The sequence below is a fragment of the Actinocatenispora sera genome (assembly GCF_018324685.1).
GTDB lineage: Bacteria > Actinomycetota > Actinomycetes > Mycobacteriales > Micromonosporaceae > Actinocatenispora > Actinocatenispora sera.
The window spans coordinates 5319662-5335098 of record NZ_AP023354.1 but is presented as its reverse complement, the minus strand read 5'-3'; the positions used below and the strand labels follow the sequence as shown (position 1 = coordinate 5335098).

General features: G+C 76.2%; 10 protein-coding genes. 7 read left to right on the top strand and 3 right to left on the bottom strand.

The annotated features are described in order from the left end of the window. The first annotated feature begins 453 nt into the window (after positions 1–453). The 3 genes from Asera_RS25130 to Asera_RS25120 all read left to right on the top strand — a co-directional run bounded on the left by Asera_RS25130 (position 454) and on the right by Asera_RS25120 (position 6520). Positions 454–1296, top strand: a complete 843-nt coding sequence (locus tag Asera_RS25130) for a hypothetical protein (protein ID WP_084131552.1) — start codon at positions 454–456, stop codon at positions 1294–1296. Position 1297: 1 nt separating this feature from the next. Then, a complete protein-coding gene (locus Asera_RS25125; RefSeq protein ID WP_030446332.1) occupies positions 1298–2836 on the top strand; it encodes a DNA polymerase Y family protein in 1539 nt (512 codons plus the stop codon). 294 nt (positions 2837–3130) lie between these two features. Continuing rightward, positions 3131–6520, top strand: coding sequence for an error-prone DNA polymerase (locus Asera_RS25120; RefSeq protein ID WP_425305990.1), 3390 nt, complete (start codon positions 3131–3133; stop codon positions 6518–6520). Positions 6521–6610: 90 nt separating this feature from the next. On the opposite strand, the gene Asera_RS25115 is transcribed toward Asera_RS25120, so the two are convergent. Next, complete coding sequence (locus Asera_RS25115; RefSeq protein ID WP_030446330.1) at positions 6611–7273, bottom strand: NADPH-dependent F420 reductase; 663 nt, start codon at positions 7271–7273, stop codon at positions 6611–6613. 89 nt (positions 7274–7362) lie between these two features. On the opposite strand from Asera_RS25115, the gene Asera_RS25110 reads away from it, so the two are divergent. Continuing rightward, complete coding sequence (locus Asera_RS25110; RefSeq protein ID WP_030446329.1) at positions 7363–7710, top strand: winged helix-turn-helix transcriptional regulator; 348 nt, start codon at positions 7363–7365, stop codon at positions 7708–7710. 10 nt (positions 7711–7720) lie between these two features. Here Asera_RS25110 and Asera_RS25105 read toward each other — a convergent pair whose 3' ends face one another. Continuing rightward, complete coding sequence (locus tag Asera_RS25105) at positions 7721–9025, bottom strand: cytochrome P450 (RefSeq protein WP_169745838.1); 1305 nt, start codon at positions 9023–9025, stop codon at positions 7721–7723. A gap of 459 nt (positions 9026–9484) precedes the next feature. On the opposite strand from Asera_RS25105, the gene Asera_RS25100 reads away from it, so the two are divergent. After that, positions 9485–10555 carry an NAD(P)-binding domain-containing protein gene (locus Asera_RS25100; protein ID WP_030446327.1) on the top strand — a complete coding sequence of 357 codons (1071 nt, stop codon included), beginning with the start codon at positions 9485–9487 and terminating at the stop codon, positions 10553–10555. A 29-nt stretch (positions 10556–10584) separates the two neighbouring features. Here Asera_RS25100 and Asera_RS25095 read toward each other — a convergent pair whose 3' ends face one another. Next, on the bottom strand, positions 10585–12789 hold the full coding sequence (locus Asera_RS25095) for an alpha-N-acetylglucosaminidase (RefSeq protein WP_051802276.1): 2205 nt from the start codon (positions 12787–12789) through the stop codon (positions 10585–10587). A gap of 545 nt (positions 12790–13334) precedes the next feature. On the opposite strand from Asera_RS25095, the gene Asera_RS25090 reads away from it, so the two are divergent. Together Asera_RS25090 and Asera_RS25085 are read left to right on the top strand one after the other, a co-directional pair. Then, on the top strand, positions 13335–14102 hold the full coding sequence (locus tag Asera_RS25090; protein ID WP_425305954.1) for a methyltransferase domain-containing protein: 768 nt from the start codon (positions 13335–13337) through the stop codon (positions 14100–14102). Beyond that, complete coding sequence (locus Asera_RS25085; protein WP_035296672.1) at positions 14086–15291, top strand: alkaline phosphatase family protein; 1206 nt, start codon at positions 14086–14088, stop codon at positions 15289–15291. Before Asera_RS25090 ends, Asera_RS25085 begins: the two co-directional genes overlap by 17 nt. The last annotated feature ends 146 nt before the right edge of the window (positions 15292–15437 follow it).

Genomic DNA, 15437 nt, shown 5'->3' with positions numbered 1-15437 from the left:
CTTCCGGTCGCTGACCGGCACCGCCTCGCCCGGGACGGGCCACCACCGGTGGCCTGCCCGGAAACCAGGACGGTGCCGGTGGGGAAGCGTCGGTCGATCCCGTGTGGGGGCTCGGGTCGTGCCGCGCCGCCGGTCTCATCCGTAGCCGTCCGGCCGGGCCGCCCGTCCGGTCGCGCCGCGCCCGTTGGGTCGAGCCGCCCGTCCGGTCGGGCCGCCCGTCGGGTCGCGCTGCCTGTCGGGTGGCGCCGGCTGCTTGGGGTGGTGCGGCCTGTCGGGGTGGCGCCGGCCGTCGGGTGGCGCTGCCGTTCGGTCGCAGTGCCGGGCCGCGGTTCCGCGGTCGATCGTCCCTGCTCGACCTGACATGACGGCTTCGGTGCGACCGGGTTCGGGACGACGGATCGCCAGTGCCGCACGGTGAGCAGGACCGCGGGTAGCACGTAACGGGGGAAACAGATGAAGGGCGAGGCCGTCCGGCCCGCCGGCGGTGCGGTAGGCAGGCCCGCGCCGGCGCAGCTGCTGCGCTCCGGCGCCGTTCGTTCGGCCGCCACGATCCACCACCGCATCGGTCGGGTCCTTCCGGTGTACCCGCCACTGCGGCCGCTGCTGCCCGACGGCGGGCTGCGGCGCGGCAGCGTGCTGTCGGTGGCCGCCGCGGTCGGTGGCACCTCCCTGATGTTCGCGCTGCTGGGCGCGGCGTCCCAGCAGGGCGAGTGGTGCGCCATGGTGGGGCTGCCGAACGTCGGCGTGGCCAGCGCCGCCGAGTTCGGGGTGGCCCCCGAACGCCTCGCCCTGGTGCCGAACCCCGGACACCACTGGTGGCCGGTGGTCGGTGCGTTGCTGGACGGGTTCGGGCTGGTGGTGGCGCGGCCGGCCGGGGCGGTGGCGGCGGGGCAGGCACGTCGGCTCGCGGCCCGGGCCCGGCAGCGCGGCGCCGTGCTGGTGGTGCACGGCGACTGGCCGGCCGCCGACGTGTCGCTGCGCTGCACCGATCCGGTCTGGGAAGGGCTGTCCGACGGGCATGGCCGGCTCCGGCGGCGCGCCCTGACGGTGCAGGCTACCGGCCGGGGTGCCGCGACCCGGCCGCGCTCGGCCCGGCTGCTGCTGCCGGCGGGCCGGCTCGGCGCGGCCGCGGTCGCGCCGGTGTCCGTGGTAGCGAACGCCACCACGGACACCAGCGCGACGGCCGGTATCGGCGCGACGGCCGGTATCAGCGTGACGGCCGGTGCCGGCGCGACGGCCGGTATCAGCGTGACGGCCGGTGCCGGGACGCCTACCGGCACCGAGGCGGTGGGCTGACGTGGATCCGATCCGCACGCTGGTGCTCTGGTGTCCGGACTGGCCGGTCGCCGCCGCCTTCACCGACCACCGCGATGCCGGGATCGAGCTGGCCGAACACCGGCCGGTGGCGGTCGTCGACGCCGGTACCGTGATCGCCTGCTCGCAGCTGGCCCGCGCCGAGGGGGTCCGGCGCGGCCAGCGGCGGCGCGACGCTCAGGCCTGCTGCCCGGAGCTGATCGTGGTACCGCACGACCCGGTACGCGACGTGCGGGTGTTCGAGCCGGTGGCCGATGCGGTCGCCGAGCTCGCCGCCGGCGTCGAGGTGGTACGGCCCGGCGTGGCCGCGCTCGCCGCCCGGGGTCCGGCCGGCTATTTCGGTGGCGAGGCGACCGCGGCGGAGCGACTGGTCGATCACGTCGCCACCAGCTGCGAGGCGGAGGCCCAGGTCGGCATCGCGGACGGGGTGTTCGCGGCGACGCTGGCCGCCCGGGCCGGCGTGCTGGTCGAGCCGGGGGACACGCCCGCGTTCCTGGCCGAGCTGGACGTGCGGGTGCTGGCCCGGCCGGAACTGGTGGGGCTGCTGCGCCGGCTCGGCATCCGCACTCTCGGGGCGTTCGCCGCGCTGCCGGCCGGGGACGTGCTGGCCCGGTTCGGCTTCGATGCGGCGGTGGCGCACCGGCTCGCCAGCGGCCGGGAGCAGCGGCTGCTCGCGCCGCGGTCGGTGCCGCCGGAGCTGTCGGTACGCGAGGAGTTCGACGACCCGGTGGCACGGGTGGACACCGCCGCGTTCCTGGCCCGGTCGCTGGCCGAGCGGTTGCACGAGCGGCTGGCCGCGCACGGCCTGGGTGCCACCCGGCTGACCATCATCGCCGGTACCGGCAACGGTGAGCAGCTGGAACGCACCTGGCGGCACGACGGTCTGCTCGGGCCGGGGGAGCTCGCCGACCGTCTCCGCTGGCAGCTGGAGGGGTGGCTGACCCGCGCGGACCGGCCGACCGCCGGTGTCACGACGCTGTGCCTGGTCCCGGACGGGCTGGCCGAACACGCCGGCTTCCAGCGCCGGCTGTGGGGCGAGCCGGGCGACGAGGGCGCCGACGCGCGCCGGTCGATCACGCACGTACAGGGGTTGCTGGGGCCGGCCGGGGTGCTGGCCGCGGTGCTCGGCGGTGGCCGGTCGCCGACCGAGCTGCCGCGGCAGGTGCCGTTCGGCGACGAGCGGGTACCGGCGTTGCCACCGGCGCCGTGGCCCGGGCGGCTGCCGACGCCGGCGCCGGCGGACGTCGCGGTGGCCGGCGCCACCGTGCTGGCCGCCGACGGAGTGCCGGTCGGGGTGACCGGCCGGCACCAGATCACCGCGTCGCCGGCGACGGTGGCGGTCGGCACCGGTGCGCCGGCGGCGGTGCTGTCCTGGGCCGGGCCGTGGCCGGCGGAGGAGCGCTGGTGGCAGCCCGGGGAGGCGCAGCGACTGGCCCGCATCCAGGTGTCGCTGGCGGACGGCCGGGCCCTGCTGCTGGCTCGTTCGGACGGGCACTGGCGGGTGGAGGCGAGCTATGACTGATCATCTGTCCACAGTGGACCAAGGGGCGTGCGCCGGGAACGAGGTTTGCTGATGGGGTGGCACAATCCGCCGATCTCGTGGGCCGAGTACCACCGCCGCCTGACCGGCCAGCCGTCCCCGGCCGACCCCCCACCGGAGGACTGTCCCCGGTCAGAGGACGGCTCCCGACCGGAGGAGTACCCCTGGCCAGAGGACGGCTCTCGACCGGATGACGACTCCCGGCCAGGGGACGACGCCTGGACGTCGGGTGCCGACCGTTCGGAGGGCGACCCCCAGGCGCCGGGCGGCAGCCGCCTGGAGGGCGACCGGCGGCCAGCAGGCGGCGCTCGCCGCCGCGACCGCCGACTGCGGTCGCTGCCCGGCACCGGCCCTGCCCACTCCGTCGTCGGAGCGCTCGGTCCCGCTGTGCCGGACGGGGGGCGGGCGACGCCACCGGCGGCGTTTCGGCGCGCCGGGCGGGTCCGGCCGGTGCCGTACGCGGAGCTGCACTGCCACACCAACTACAGCTTCCTGGACGGGGCGAGCCCGCCCGGACAGCTGGCCGGGCAGGCGGCCCGGCTGGGGCTCGCCGGTCTCGCGGTCACCGACCACGACGGGTTCTACGGTGTGGTCGAGTTCGCCGAGGCGGCCCGCGACCACGGGCTCGCCACGGTGTTCGGTGCCGAGCTGACCCTGGCCGCGGCGCCGGTGGCGTCCGGCCCGAACCAGGACCCGGCCGGCGAGCACCTGCTGGTGCTGGCCCGGAGCGCGGAGGGTTACCGGCGGCTGTCCACCGCGATCAGCGAGGCGCACCTGCGCGGCGGCCGGAAGGGCCGCCCGGTGTACGACCCGGCGCAGCTGGCGGAGCTGGGCCGGGGCCACTGGTGGGTGCTGACCGGCTGCCGCAAGGGCGCGGTACCGGCGGCGCTCGCCGCGGCCGGCCCGGGGGCGGCGATGGCGGACGGGCGTGCGGCCGCGGCGGCGCGGCTGCGCGAGCTGGTCGAGATGTTCGGCGCCGACCGGGTGGCGGTGGAGCTGACCGACCACGACCGGCCGGACGACGACGACCGCAACGAGATCCTCGCGGAACTGGCGCGGCGGCACCGGCTGCCGGTGGTGGCGACGGGCAACGTGCACTACGCCCGGCCGGCGGGCGGCCGGCTGGCGGCGGCGCTCGCGGCGGTACGGGCCCGCTGCTCGCTGGACGAGCTGGCCGGCTGGCTGCCCCCGGCCGGCTCGGCGTTCCTGCGCAGCGGCGCGGAGATGGCGGCCCGGTTCCGCTCCTGGCCCGGCGCGGTGGAGTCCACTGTGGACATCGCCGCGGACTGCGCGTTCGACCTGCGGCTGGTGGCGCCCCGGCTGCCCGACTTCGACCTGCCGGCCGGCGTCGACTCGGAGATGGCCTACCTGCGCCGGCTCACCTACGCCGGCGCGGCCGAGCACTACGGCGAACCCGAGCAGCATCCGGGTGCGTACCGGCAGATCGAGCACGAGCTGGCCATCATCGACGAGCTCGGCTTTCCCGGGTACTTCCTGGTGGTGTGGGACATCGTGCGGTTCTGCACCGAGCACGGCATCCTGTGCCAGGGGCGGGGATCGGCGGCCAACTCGGCGGTCTGCTACGCGCTGGGCATCACCGCCGCCGACCCGATCGCCTACGACCTGCTGTTCGAGCGGTTCCTCGCGCCGGAGCGGGACGGGCCGCCGGACATCGACATCGACATCGCGTCGGACCGGCGCGAGGAGGTCATCCAGTACGTCTACGCCAAGCACGGTCGCCGGCACGCCGCGCAGGTGGCGAACGTGATCAGCTACCGGCCGCGGATGGCGGTACGGGACGCGGCCCGTGCGCTCGGCTACTCGCCGGGCCAGCAGGACGCCTGGAGCAGGAACCTGGACGGCCACGCATCCACGGTGGACGGTGACGGGATACCGGGCCAGGTGATCGAGCTGGCCGACCGGATGCTCGGTTTCCCCCGGCACCTGGGCATCCACTCCGGCGGGATGGTGATCTGCCACAACCCGGTCAGCGAGGTGTGCCCGGTCGAGCACGCCCGGATGCCGGGCCGCACGGTGCTGCAGTGGGACAAGGAGGGATGCGCGTCGATCGGCCTGGTCAAGTTCGACCTGCTCGGGCTCGGCATGCTCACGGCGCTGGGCGAGGCGCTGCGGCTGGTCGGCGAGCACCACGGCCGGCGGTACTCGCTGCACGAGCTGCCGATCGAGGACGAGGAGGTCTACCGGATGCTGTGCGAGGCCGACTCGGTCGGGGTGTTCCAGGTCGAGTCGCGGGCACAGATGGCGACGCTGCCCCGGTTGAAGCCGGAGTGCTTCTACGACCTGGTGGTGGAGGTGGCGCTGATCCGGCCCGGCCCGATCCAGGGCGGCTCGGTGCACCCCTACCTGGACCGCAAGAACGGCCGGCAGCCGGCGACGATCCCGCATCCGTTGATGCGGCGGGCCCTGGGCAAGACCCTGGGCGTACCGCTGTTCCAGGAGCAGCTGATGCAGCTGGCGATGGACGTGGCCGACTTCGGTCCGGCCGAGGCCGACCAGCTGCGCCGGGCGATGGGCTCGAAGCGCTCCACCGAGCGGATGGAGCAGCTGCGCCAGCGGCTGTACGAGGGGATGGCCGGCAACGGCATCACCGGCGAGCTGGCCGACGAGATCTTCACCAAGCTGTCCGCGTTCGCCAACTTCGGCTTCCCGGAGAGCCACGCGATCAGCTTCGCGTTCCTGGTCTACGCCAGCGCCTACCTGAAGCGGTACTACCCGGCCGCGTTCTGCGCCGCGCTGCTCAACGCCCAGCCGATGGGGTTCTACTCGCCGCAGACGCTGGTCGCCGACGCGCGCCGGCACGGCGTGGCGATCCTGCGGCCGGACATCAACTCCTCCGGTACCGGCGCGACGCTGGCCGGCCAGCGCGCCGACCCGGCCGCCGGCCGGCAGTACGCCGGCCCCGCGCCGACCGATGCGCCGAAACGGCAGTGGGGTGTGGCCGGCCCGGCGGTACGGCTGGGGTTGTCGGCGGTGCGCGGCATCTCCGACGAGGTGGCGGAGGCGGTGGTGGCGGAGCGGGACGAGCACGGACCGTACCGGGACCTGATCGACCTGGCCCGGCGTACCGGGCTGGGTACGGCGGCGCTGGAGGCACTGGCCACCGCCGGCGCGTTCGGCGGGATCGGGCTGACCCGGCGGCAGGCGCTGTGGGCGGCCGGTGCCGCCGCCACCGAGCGGCCCGACACCCTGCCCGGTACCGGCAGCGGCGCCACCGCGCCGACCCTGCCCGGGATGGACGCGGTGGAGCGGATCGCCGCCGACGTGTGGGCGATCGGGCTGTCCACCGACAGCCATCCGGCCGAGTTCGCCCGGGACCGGCTGGACGCCGCCGGTGCGAAGCGCATCGGTGAGCTGGCCGGCGTCGCCGACGGTGACCGGGTCACCGTCGGCGGGGTGGTCACGCACCGGCAGCGGCCGGCGACCGCCGGCGGGGTCACGTTCGTCAACCTGGAGGACGAGACCGGCATGCTCAACGTGATCTGCTCGCCGGGGGTGTGGCGGGCGCACCGGCGGACCGCGCACACGGCGCCGGCGATGCTGGTCCGGGGCCGGCTGGAGCGCGCCGACGGGGTGACGAACCTGGTTGCCGAGCGGATCGCGCCGCTGTCGCTGTCGGTCCGCACCGCCTCCCGCGACTTCCGCTGACGCCGCCGGCCCCGGTGCCGGGGCCGGCGGTCGGCGGCGGCCGCCACCTGCCGCCGGCACGGTCCCGGGCGGCGGCCGCCACCGGCACGGTCAGCGGTCGGCGGCTGCCGCGCGGAGGAGGGCCGGGTCCACGTCCGGAACCGCCCAGCGCGGGTTGGCGCCGGCGGCGACGACCCGCGTCACGAAGCCGGCGGCCTCCTCGACCTGCCGGGCGGCGGCGAGCCCGCCGAGCGCCGCGGATCGCGCGCCCAGGTCCGCGACCAGCGAGGCGACCCGGTCGAGCGGCTCGGCGTCGTCGCCGCAGAGCGCGACGATCGGGGACGCGTCGGCCTCGCCGGTGAAGGGCCACGACGCCCCGGCGAACAGGTGCAGCGCCTTCACCACGTGGGCGCCGGCCGCGACCCGGGCGACGAGTTCGGCGGCCGAGCCGGTCTCCGGAAGCAGGCGTCCGGTCGCGTAGTCCACCGGATTGGTGCAGTCGACGACCGTCTTGCCCGCCAGCGCCCCCTCGGGGCCGCCGACGAGCCGCAGCGCCGGCTCCAGCCCGTCCCAGGCGATCGCCACGACGACGACATCGACCCGGGTGGCGAACCGTCCCGGAAGGGCCGATGTCGCGGTCGTCCCGATCTGCTCCGCGGCGGCCACCACCCGGCCCGGGTCCCGGCCGGTGACCACGATCGAGTGCCCGGCGGTCGACCACGCCCGACTCAGTGCGACCGCAAGGTTCCCGGTCCCCAACATTCCGATCTGCACGTCGATCTCCTTCGTCTCGTGCGGTGTCCCGGCAACGCTAGGAGCGGCGTTCCTACCAATCGGTAGGAACGCGGTCGTAGCCTGGAACGGTGAACCAGAACGGCTGCGAGACCTTCGTCTCGGACTGCCAGGTACGAGCCGCGGTCGAACTCATCGACCACACGTGGGACCCGGTGGTCCTGTCCGCGCTGCGCCGGGGACCGACCCGGCGCAGCGCCCTGCTGGAGCGCATCGCCGGGGTCAGCGACAAGGCGCTGACCGAGTCCCTCCGGCGGCTGACCTCCCGCGGCCTGGTGGCGCGGGTGGCGAACGACTCGCGACGGGACGCGGCCCGCTACCAGCTCACCGCGCTGGGGGAGTCCTTCGCCGGCGGGCCACTGGCCCAGCTCGCCGGGTGGGCGGCCGAACACCAGGAGGAGCTGTCCGCGACGTCCTGACCCGCGCCGGCTAGTTGTCCACTGTGGACTCTTCGGGGTCCGGTGGGAGCAGCCGGAAGCGCAGCTCGGTGGGGATCAGCAGGGTGGCGAACCGCGGCGCCACCGGCAGCGGCCGTACCGCCGGGGTGTAGTCGCGGGCGATCAGCGCGGTGAGCAGGGTCAGCTGCAGCATGCCCAGCCGGGCGCTCAGGCGGCTGCCCGGTCCGGCGCCGAACGGCAGGTATGCGTGACCGTGCGCGCCGAGCGCGAGGAACCGCTCCGGGCGAAACCGGTCCGGCTCGTCCCAGCGGCGCGGGTCGCGATGCATCAGGTACGGGCTGATCAGTACCTGCTCGCCCGGCTCCAGCCGCCAGCCCGCCACCTCCACCGGCTCGGCCACCTGCCGCGACACCAGCCAGGTCGGCGGGTAGAGCCGCAGCACCTCCCGTACCGTCGCGGCGGTGTAGGCGAGCCGGTCCGGTTGCGCGGTCTCGGCCACCTCGGCCAGCCCGTCGACCGCCTCGCACCGGATCCGCTGGCAGGTCTCCGGGTGTTCGGCGAGCGTGGCGACCAGCCAGCACAGCGCGGTTCCCGGTACCGCGTGCATGCCGGCCAGCGTGGTCAGCAGCGCTCGGCTGGTGGCGGTGCGGCCGGCGTCGGAGGCGCGTACCTGGTCGAGCAGGTCACCGGGCGACTCCGGCGGCGGCTGGTCGAGCCGTTCGGTCACCGCGCGGGTCAGCGCCGCGGACAGCGACCGATCGGCCGCGCGCAGCCGGCGCCGCCGCGGGTCCGGTATCCAGCGCGGCAGCTGCAGGCCCGAGTCGAGCACCGCGACCAGTGCCAGCGCCGACTCGGCGATCGCGCCGGACAGCTCGGCGTCCGGCCAGCCGGGCCGGCCCAGGCAGAAGTCGGCGACCGCGATCGCGGACAGCCGTTGCAGTGCCGACACCCCGGGCAGGGTGCGCTCGGCGAGCGTGGCGAGCGCGTGCGGGAACGTTTCGACCAGCCGGCCGGCGTGCGCGGCGAGCATCGGCGTGGTCAGCTCCCGGGCGGCCGCGTCGCGGGCCGCCGGCCAGTCGGCGAGCGGTGCCCGGCCGCCCGGCCTGGCGCCGGACAGCAGCATCCCCTCGGCCCGGAACCGGTGCTGCGGGTCGACCAGGATCCGCCGCGCCCGGTCCGGGTCGCACACCACCACGGTGCCGGCGTCGAGCCGGAACACGTCGCCGTACTGCTGCTGGCAGCGTTGCAGGAAGCCGATCCGGTCGTGCTGGTAGGCGCGTTCGTTGCCGGCCAGCGCGCTGCCCCTCGGCCCCGGCAGGGCTCGTGTCGTCGCCACGGCCACTCCTTCGCCCTCTGCGTGCGGGTCGACCGCCACGCACCACCCCTGCGCACGACCGGGCCCGCGGACCCGCGCCGTCCGGTCCGCACCACCCATGATCCTCATCACGCGCGTCCTCTTCGTACCGAGATCTCTGGCCACAGTCAATCCGTCACGCACTGTGTCGCTCGCAACGCGATACCCGGTTGCCCATGACCGCCCGGACTGGCACGATCGGCCGGCCGAGCGCGGGGTGGTGGCCGCTGTCGAGGCGGTCGTGCCCCGAGCGCGACCGGCGGGCCGTCCGGGTGGTCGTGCCCAGCGGCCGGTCGGGTCGACTTGGCCGGCGGCCGATCCGGGTCGGCTGTGGCCGGCGGGCCGGTCGGGTCGGCTTGGCTGGCGGGCCGGTCGAGCGGCTGTGGCCGACCAGACCCGGCGGTACGGAAGGGCGCCGGCCCGCCGCGCGTTGCTGCCGGTGTGAGCTACCGAGAGATCGACGCGGTGGTGATCGGCGCCGGCCAGGCCGGCCTCTCGACCGCCTACCACCTGCGCCGCGACGGGGTCGGGTTCGTGCTGCTCGACCACGCCGACGGGCCGGGCGGCGCCTGGCGGTACCGGTGGGACTCGCTGGTGCTCGGCCGCACCCACCGCATCCACGACCTGCCCGGCATGCCGCTGCCGCCCGCCGACCCCGACACGCCCGCCTCCCGCGTGGTGGCCGGCTACTTCGGCGCCTACGAGCGCCGCTTCGAGCTGCCGGTGCGCCGGCCGGTCGACGTGCGCTCGGTGCGCCGCGGCAACGACCGGCTGCTGGTCGACACGTCCGCGGGCGGCTGGGCGGCGCGCGCCGTGGTGAACGCCACGGGTACCTGGGAGCGGCCGTACTGGCCGGCCTACCCGGGCCGGGCGAGCTTCACCGGCCGGCAGCTGCACACCGCCGACTACCGCAGCGCCGACGAGTTCGCCGGCCGGCACGTGGTGGTGGTCGGCGGCGGCGCGTCGGCGACCCAGCTGCTCGCCGAGATCTCCCTGGTCACCAGTACGACCTGGGTGACCCGCCGCCCGCCGGTGTTTCGCGACGAGCCGTTCGGTGAGGACCTCGGCCGGGCCGCGGTCGCCGAGGTGGACCGCCGGGTACGGGCCGGGCTGCCGCCGGGCAGTGTCGTGTCGGCGACCGGGCTGGTACCCGACGAGCGGGTCCGGGCCGCGATGCGGCGCGGCGCCCTGCACCGGCTGCCGATGTTCGACCGGATCACCCCGACCGGAATCGCCTGGGATGAGCCGGTCGAGGGGCGCCGCGAGCTCGCCACCGACGTGATCTTGTGGTGCACCGGCTTCCGACCGGTGCTGAGCCACCTCGCCCCGCTGCGGCTGCGCGAGCCGGGCGGCGGCATCCGGGTCGAGAACACCCGGGCGGTGGCCGAACCCCGGCTGTTCCTGGTCGGGTACGGTCCGTCCGCGTCGACCATCGGCGCGAACCGGGCCGGCCGGGTCGCCGCCCGCGGTGTCCGCGCCCTGCTACCGGCCCCGGCCACCGCCGCCGCCTGACCCGCCGCCTGACCCGCCGCGGGCACCCGTCAGCCGGCGCGCAGCTGGACGTGGATGTGGCGTGGCCCGGTGAGGGCCCGGTGGGTGCGCAGCGCCTGCCGGTACTCGTCGCCGACCGGGTGCTGCCGGTACCGGTTGTGCTGCCGGGCCCAGCGGTCGGCGTCGGCGAACCAGTCGTGCCCGGCGATCGGGGTGTCGGTGACGATCGCGGTACGCACCGCGGCCAGGTAGCGCGCCCACCGCGGCCGGTACACGTCGCGCACCAGCCCGTCCCACTCCCGGTTGGCGTAGTCGCGCAGGCCGCCGCCGACCGACGCGGCCCGGTCGCCCCACACGGTGAGCAGGCTGCGCTGGTCGAACTCCAGCCGGTCCGCCTCGGCCCGATCACCGCCGGCCGCCCGGGCGCTCGCCAGCCGCGGCCCGAGCAGCAGCTCCGGCCGCGTCGACACCAGGTCGCCGAGCAGGTCCAGCAGCGCCAGCCAGGCCGCGGCGAGCTGGTCGAACACCACCAGGTCGGCGTCGGCGTACGCCTGGTACAGCTGCGGGAGCAGCGCCCGCCCGTGGTTGTCGATGGTCTGCCGGGCCACGTCGACCAGGTCCGCCCGGTACGCCGCCCCGGTGCGCAGCCGCGGTGCGACTCGCAGCAGCGCCGGCAGCGCCGCGTCGAACGCGGTCGGGTCGTACTCGACGGTGCCCGGCGACCAGGCCGCGCCGGAGGTGGCGGTCAGGCTCGGCTGCGCGCCGAACAGGCCGTCCTGCGGCTCGGCGCTGTCCCCGGGGATCGCGTACGCGGTGTCGCGCAGCGCGGCCCAGGCCGCCTCGGCGTGCCGGTCGGCGGCACCGTAGCGGCGCCGCGCGTAGTCGGCGTAGTACCTCGACAGATCGATCCGGCCGGTGCACCAGCCCAGGGCGCCGAACAGGTCGAGGTTCGCATCCGAGGTGCGGTTGGCCTCCGGCATCAGCGCGATGCCGGCCAGCGCGCCGTTCGGCTTGCCGCGCCAGCGGTGGTACTTGTCCACCCAGGTCGCCGCGGCGCCGCCCAGCGTCGACTTGCCGCCGTAGTTGTAGATGGTGCCGAACGCGTACGGCGTGTTCGACCAGTCCGTCTCCCGGTCGACGGCGCCGGACCGCTCCGCGAGCCCGTCCACGATCAGCATCTTCGACCGGTCCACCGCGGCGACCGTGGCCGCCAGCGGGTTGTTCTGCCAGCCCAGGATCACCCAGGTCGCGCCCGGATGCGCCCGCCGCAGCGCCCGCTCCACCGCCGCCGACGCGGCCCCGACAGGCACGTCGCCGGCACTGCCGCCCTCGTGCAGCAGATCCATCTTGTACATCGAGGTGGCGCCGAAGCGGCGGGTCTGGTTGGCGTAGAACGCCGCCGCGACGTCGGCGAAGACGTCGCCGCGCGGGTCCAGCCAGCCGGGCCGGTCGAAGCCGCACCACCGCCCCTGCGGTACCACCCGGGCAGCCGGGTTGCGGGCGGCGAAGTCCGGCGGCACCGTGCCGAAGTAGCCGGGCAGCACCGGCGTCATGCCGAGCGACCGGACGTGGTCGAGCACCTGGGCAGCAAGCGCCGCCCGCCGCCGCACCAGGCCCTGCGACATCGGGCCGGCGAAGCCGGACATGTTCTGCAACAGCCACCACGGCTGGTGCGCCGGGCCGGGGATCCAGTCCAGCACCTCGGTCGCGGAGTAGCCGAACGCCTGCAGCGTCTCCAGGTAGACCGCGTCGGTGCCGAGCCCGACCAGTACCTCGTTGAAGCCGTGCGCGGCGAGCACGTCCAGGTCGCGCCGCCAGGCCGCGAACCCGGCGTCCGGATCGGTGTACCCCTCGTACGTGTCGTTGCCGGCGAACCGGTGCGGCACCATCGCGGTCGCCTCGATCGCGCCGACCGGCGCCGGCAGCCGGCGCGGCAGCGCCAGGTTGTCGGCCGTCCACCAGATTCCCGCGGACAGCGTGCCGAGGTAGCGCCGCACGCCGGCGAGCGCGGTCGCGCCGCTGGTCGCCGCGACCACCAGGTGCCCGTCGGCCCCGTCCACCCGGTACCGGTCGGCGCTGCCGGCGAGGCGGCGCAGCTCGATCTGGTCGGCGTACCGGGAGCCGAGCAGCCGGCGCAGCGCCGCGTCGGCCGCCGCGAACGACGGTGCCGCCTCCGCCGCCGCGGGCGTCGCGGCCAGCCCGGCGGCCACGCCGGCACCGACCGCCGCGGTGAGCACGCTCCTGCGTCGCACCATCGCGTCCTCCGAGACTCCCGTCGCCACGCGCGGGGCCCGTACGAGAACCGTCCGGACCGCTCCGGCCGCGCAGCGAATGCGAACAACGTATCGATGACCATCGTCTCGTGTCACGTTGGCTCGTTCGTCCGGTCCGTACGCCCTCTGCCCGCGGTGCCCGCCGCGTTGGCGGTTCCCGCGTGTGTTGGCGGTGCCCGCGGTGGTGGCGGTGCTGGCGGTGCCCGCCGTGCTGGCGTTGCCGCGTGTGTTGGCGGGGTGCCCGCGGTGGTGGCGGTGCTGGCGGTGCCCGCCGTGCTGGCGTTGCCGCGTGTGTTGGCGGGGTGCCCGCGGTGGTGGCGGTGCTGGCGGTGTCCGCGGTGCCGGTGGTGCCGCGGCCGTGTCGGTCCGGGTCCGACCTGCCGCACCGGTAGGCTCGAACAGCACGGGGCCGGCGTCGCGCGCCTCGGATCTGCGCGGCCGCCGCCCGAGAGGCTGTCGGGAGACCTTCGATCGGGCGAGCCGATCATGAGGTTCCGCACAGTCTCCGAGAACGATCGGGAGGGCCAGTGACCGTGGAACGCAGCCGGGTGCAGTCGACGCCACGCACGGCGGTGGTGTGGCAGGTGCTGCGCGCCGAGTTGGCCGCCCGGGACGGCGAGCCGCTGTCGGTGGTCGACGTCGGCGGCGGTACCGGCGGGTTCGCGGTGCCGCTCGCGGCGGCCGGCCACCACGTCACCATCGTCGACGCGAGCCCCGACGCGCTCGCCGCGCTGAGCCGCCGGGCCGCCGACGCGGGCGTCGCGGACCGGATCACCGGGCTGCAGGGCGACGCCGGTGACCTGCCGTCGCTGGTGGCGGCCGGCAGCGTCGACCTGGTGCTGTGCCACAGCCTGCTGGAGGTGGTGGACGCGCCCGAGTGGGTCGCCGCCGCGCTCGCCGGGGCGCTGCGGCCGGGCGGGGCAGTCAGCGTGCTGGTCGCGAACCGGGCCGCCGCGGTGCTGTCCCGCGCGGTCGGCGGTCACCTCGCCGCGGCGGCCGCGCTGCTGCGCGACCCGGACGGCAGCACCGGCGTCCGAGACACCCTGCAGCGCCGGTTCGACACCGCGTCGGCGACCGCGCTGCTGTCCGGCGCCGGCCTGGTCGTCGAGCGGGTACACGGCGTGCGGGTGGTCGCAGATCTGGTGCCGGGCGCGCTGCTGGACGCCGAGCCGGGCGCCACCGAGGCGCTCGCCGCCTTCGAGCTCGCGGTCGCCGGGCAGGCGCCGTACCGGGAGATCGCCACCCAGCTGCACCTGCTCGCCCGCCGCCCGGCCGGCCATGCCGACACCCACTGACCCGGGCCCCTTCGTCACCCCGCGGTACGGCGAGCGCAGCCTCACCGACCTGCTCGGCTCGGCGTACGCGACGGTCGCCGGCGGCGGGGCCTGCCGCGACGGAAGCGCCGGCGGTGCCGGCGGCGGCGAAGGGGACGGCGCGGTCGACCCGCTCGGGTTGTCCGCGGTGCTGCCGGGGATCCGCCGGATCGTGGTACTGCTGGCCGACGGCCTCGGCGCGCACCTGTTGCCGCTCGCCGCGCCGGTCGCGCCGACGCTCGCCGCCGCCACCGCGCTGCCCCCGCTGACCTGCGGTTTCCCGTCCACGACGCCGACCGGCCTGGTGTCGCTGGGGGTCGGCGCGCCGCCCGGCCGGCACGGCGTGATCGGCTTCACGGTGCGGCTGCCCGGCACCGACCGGCTGTTCACCCACATCCGCTGGGACGCCGATGTCGACCCGCGCCGCTGGCAGCCGCTGGCCAGCTGCTTCGACCGCGGCCGCGCCGCCGGCATACCAGGCTGGGTGGTCGGCTCGCCGTCGTTCGCGACCAGCGGCCTCACCGACGCCGCGTACCGGGGCGCCGACTACCTGAGCGCCCGCGGCACCGACCAGTTCGTCGCGGCGGTGACCAGCGCGCTGGCGGCCGCCGACCGCGGCGTGATCTTCGTGTACCGGCCGGAGATCGACCACGCCGGCCACCTGTCCGGCCCGGGGTCGGCGCCGTGGCTGGCCGCGGTCGCCGCCGTCGACGAGGTCGTCGCCGGCATCGCCGCGGTGCTGCCGGCCGACGCCGCGCTGGTGGTGACCGCCGACCACGGCATGGTCCGGGTCGGCGACGCGGACCGGATCGACCTGGACACCGACCCGGACCTGCTCCGCGGTACCCGGGTGATCGCCGGGGAGGGCCGCGCCCGGTACGTGCACACCGAGCCCGGCGCCGCCGCCGACGTCCTGGCCGCCTGGCGCGAGCTGCTCGCCGGGCGTGCCGAGGTCGTCTCGCGGGACGAGGCGATCGCCGCGGGCTGGTACGGCCCGACCACGCCGGCCGCCGCCGAGCGCATCGGCGACGTGGTCGCCGTCTGCCGCGGTCGGTCGGTGCTGGTCCGTACCCGGGCGGAACCGACCGAGTCGAGCTTCCTCGGCTACCACGGTTCGCTGACCGCCGCGGAGATGGCCGTCCCGCTCCTGCTCGTCCGCCCCGGCAACTGACCGTCCACCCCGCCCGTCCTGTCGGACCCCGCCGGTCCTGTCAGGCCGCGCCGGTCCTGTCGGACCCGGCCGGTCCTGTCGGACCCGGCCGGTACGGTCGGGACCGCATCGGCGGTGGTGCGGGGCCGGGAAGCGGGCACGGGGGA

Coding starts and splice junctions, on each gene's coding strand:
- Asera_RS25130 (WP_084131552.1), top strand. CDS start 454: ATGAAGGGCGAGGCCGTCCGGCCCGCCGGCGGTGCGGTAGGCAGGCCC.
- Asera_RS25095 (WP_051802276.1), bottom strand. CDS start 12,789: ATGGTGCGACGCAGGAGCGTGCTCACCGCGGCGGTCGGTGCCGGCGTG.
- Asera_RS25085 (WP_035296672.1), top strand. CDS start 14,086: ATGCCGACACCCACTGACCCGGGCCCCTTCGTCACCCCGCGGTACGGC.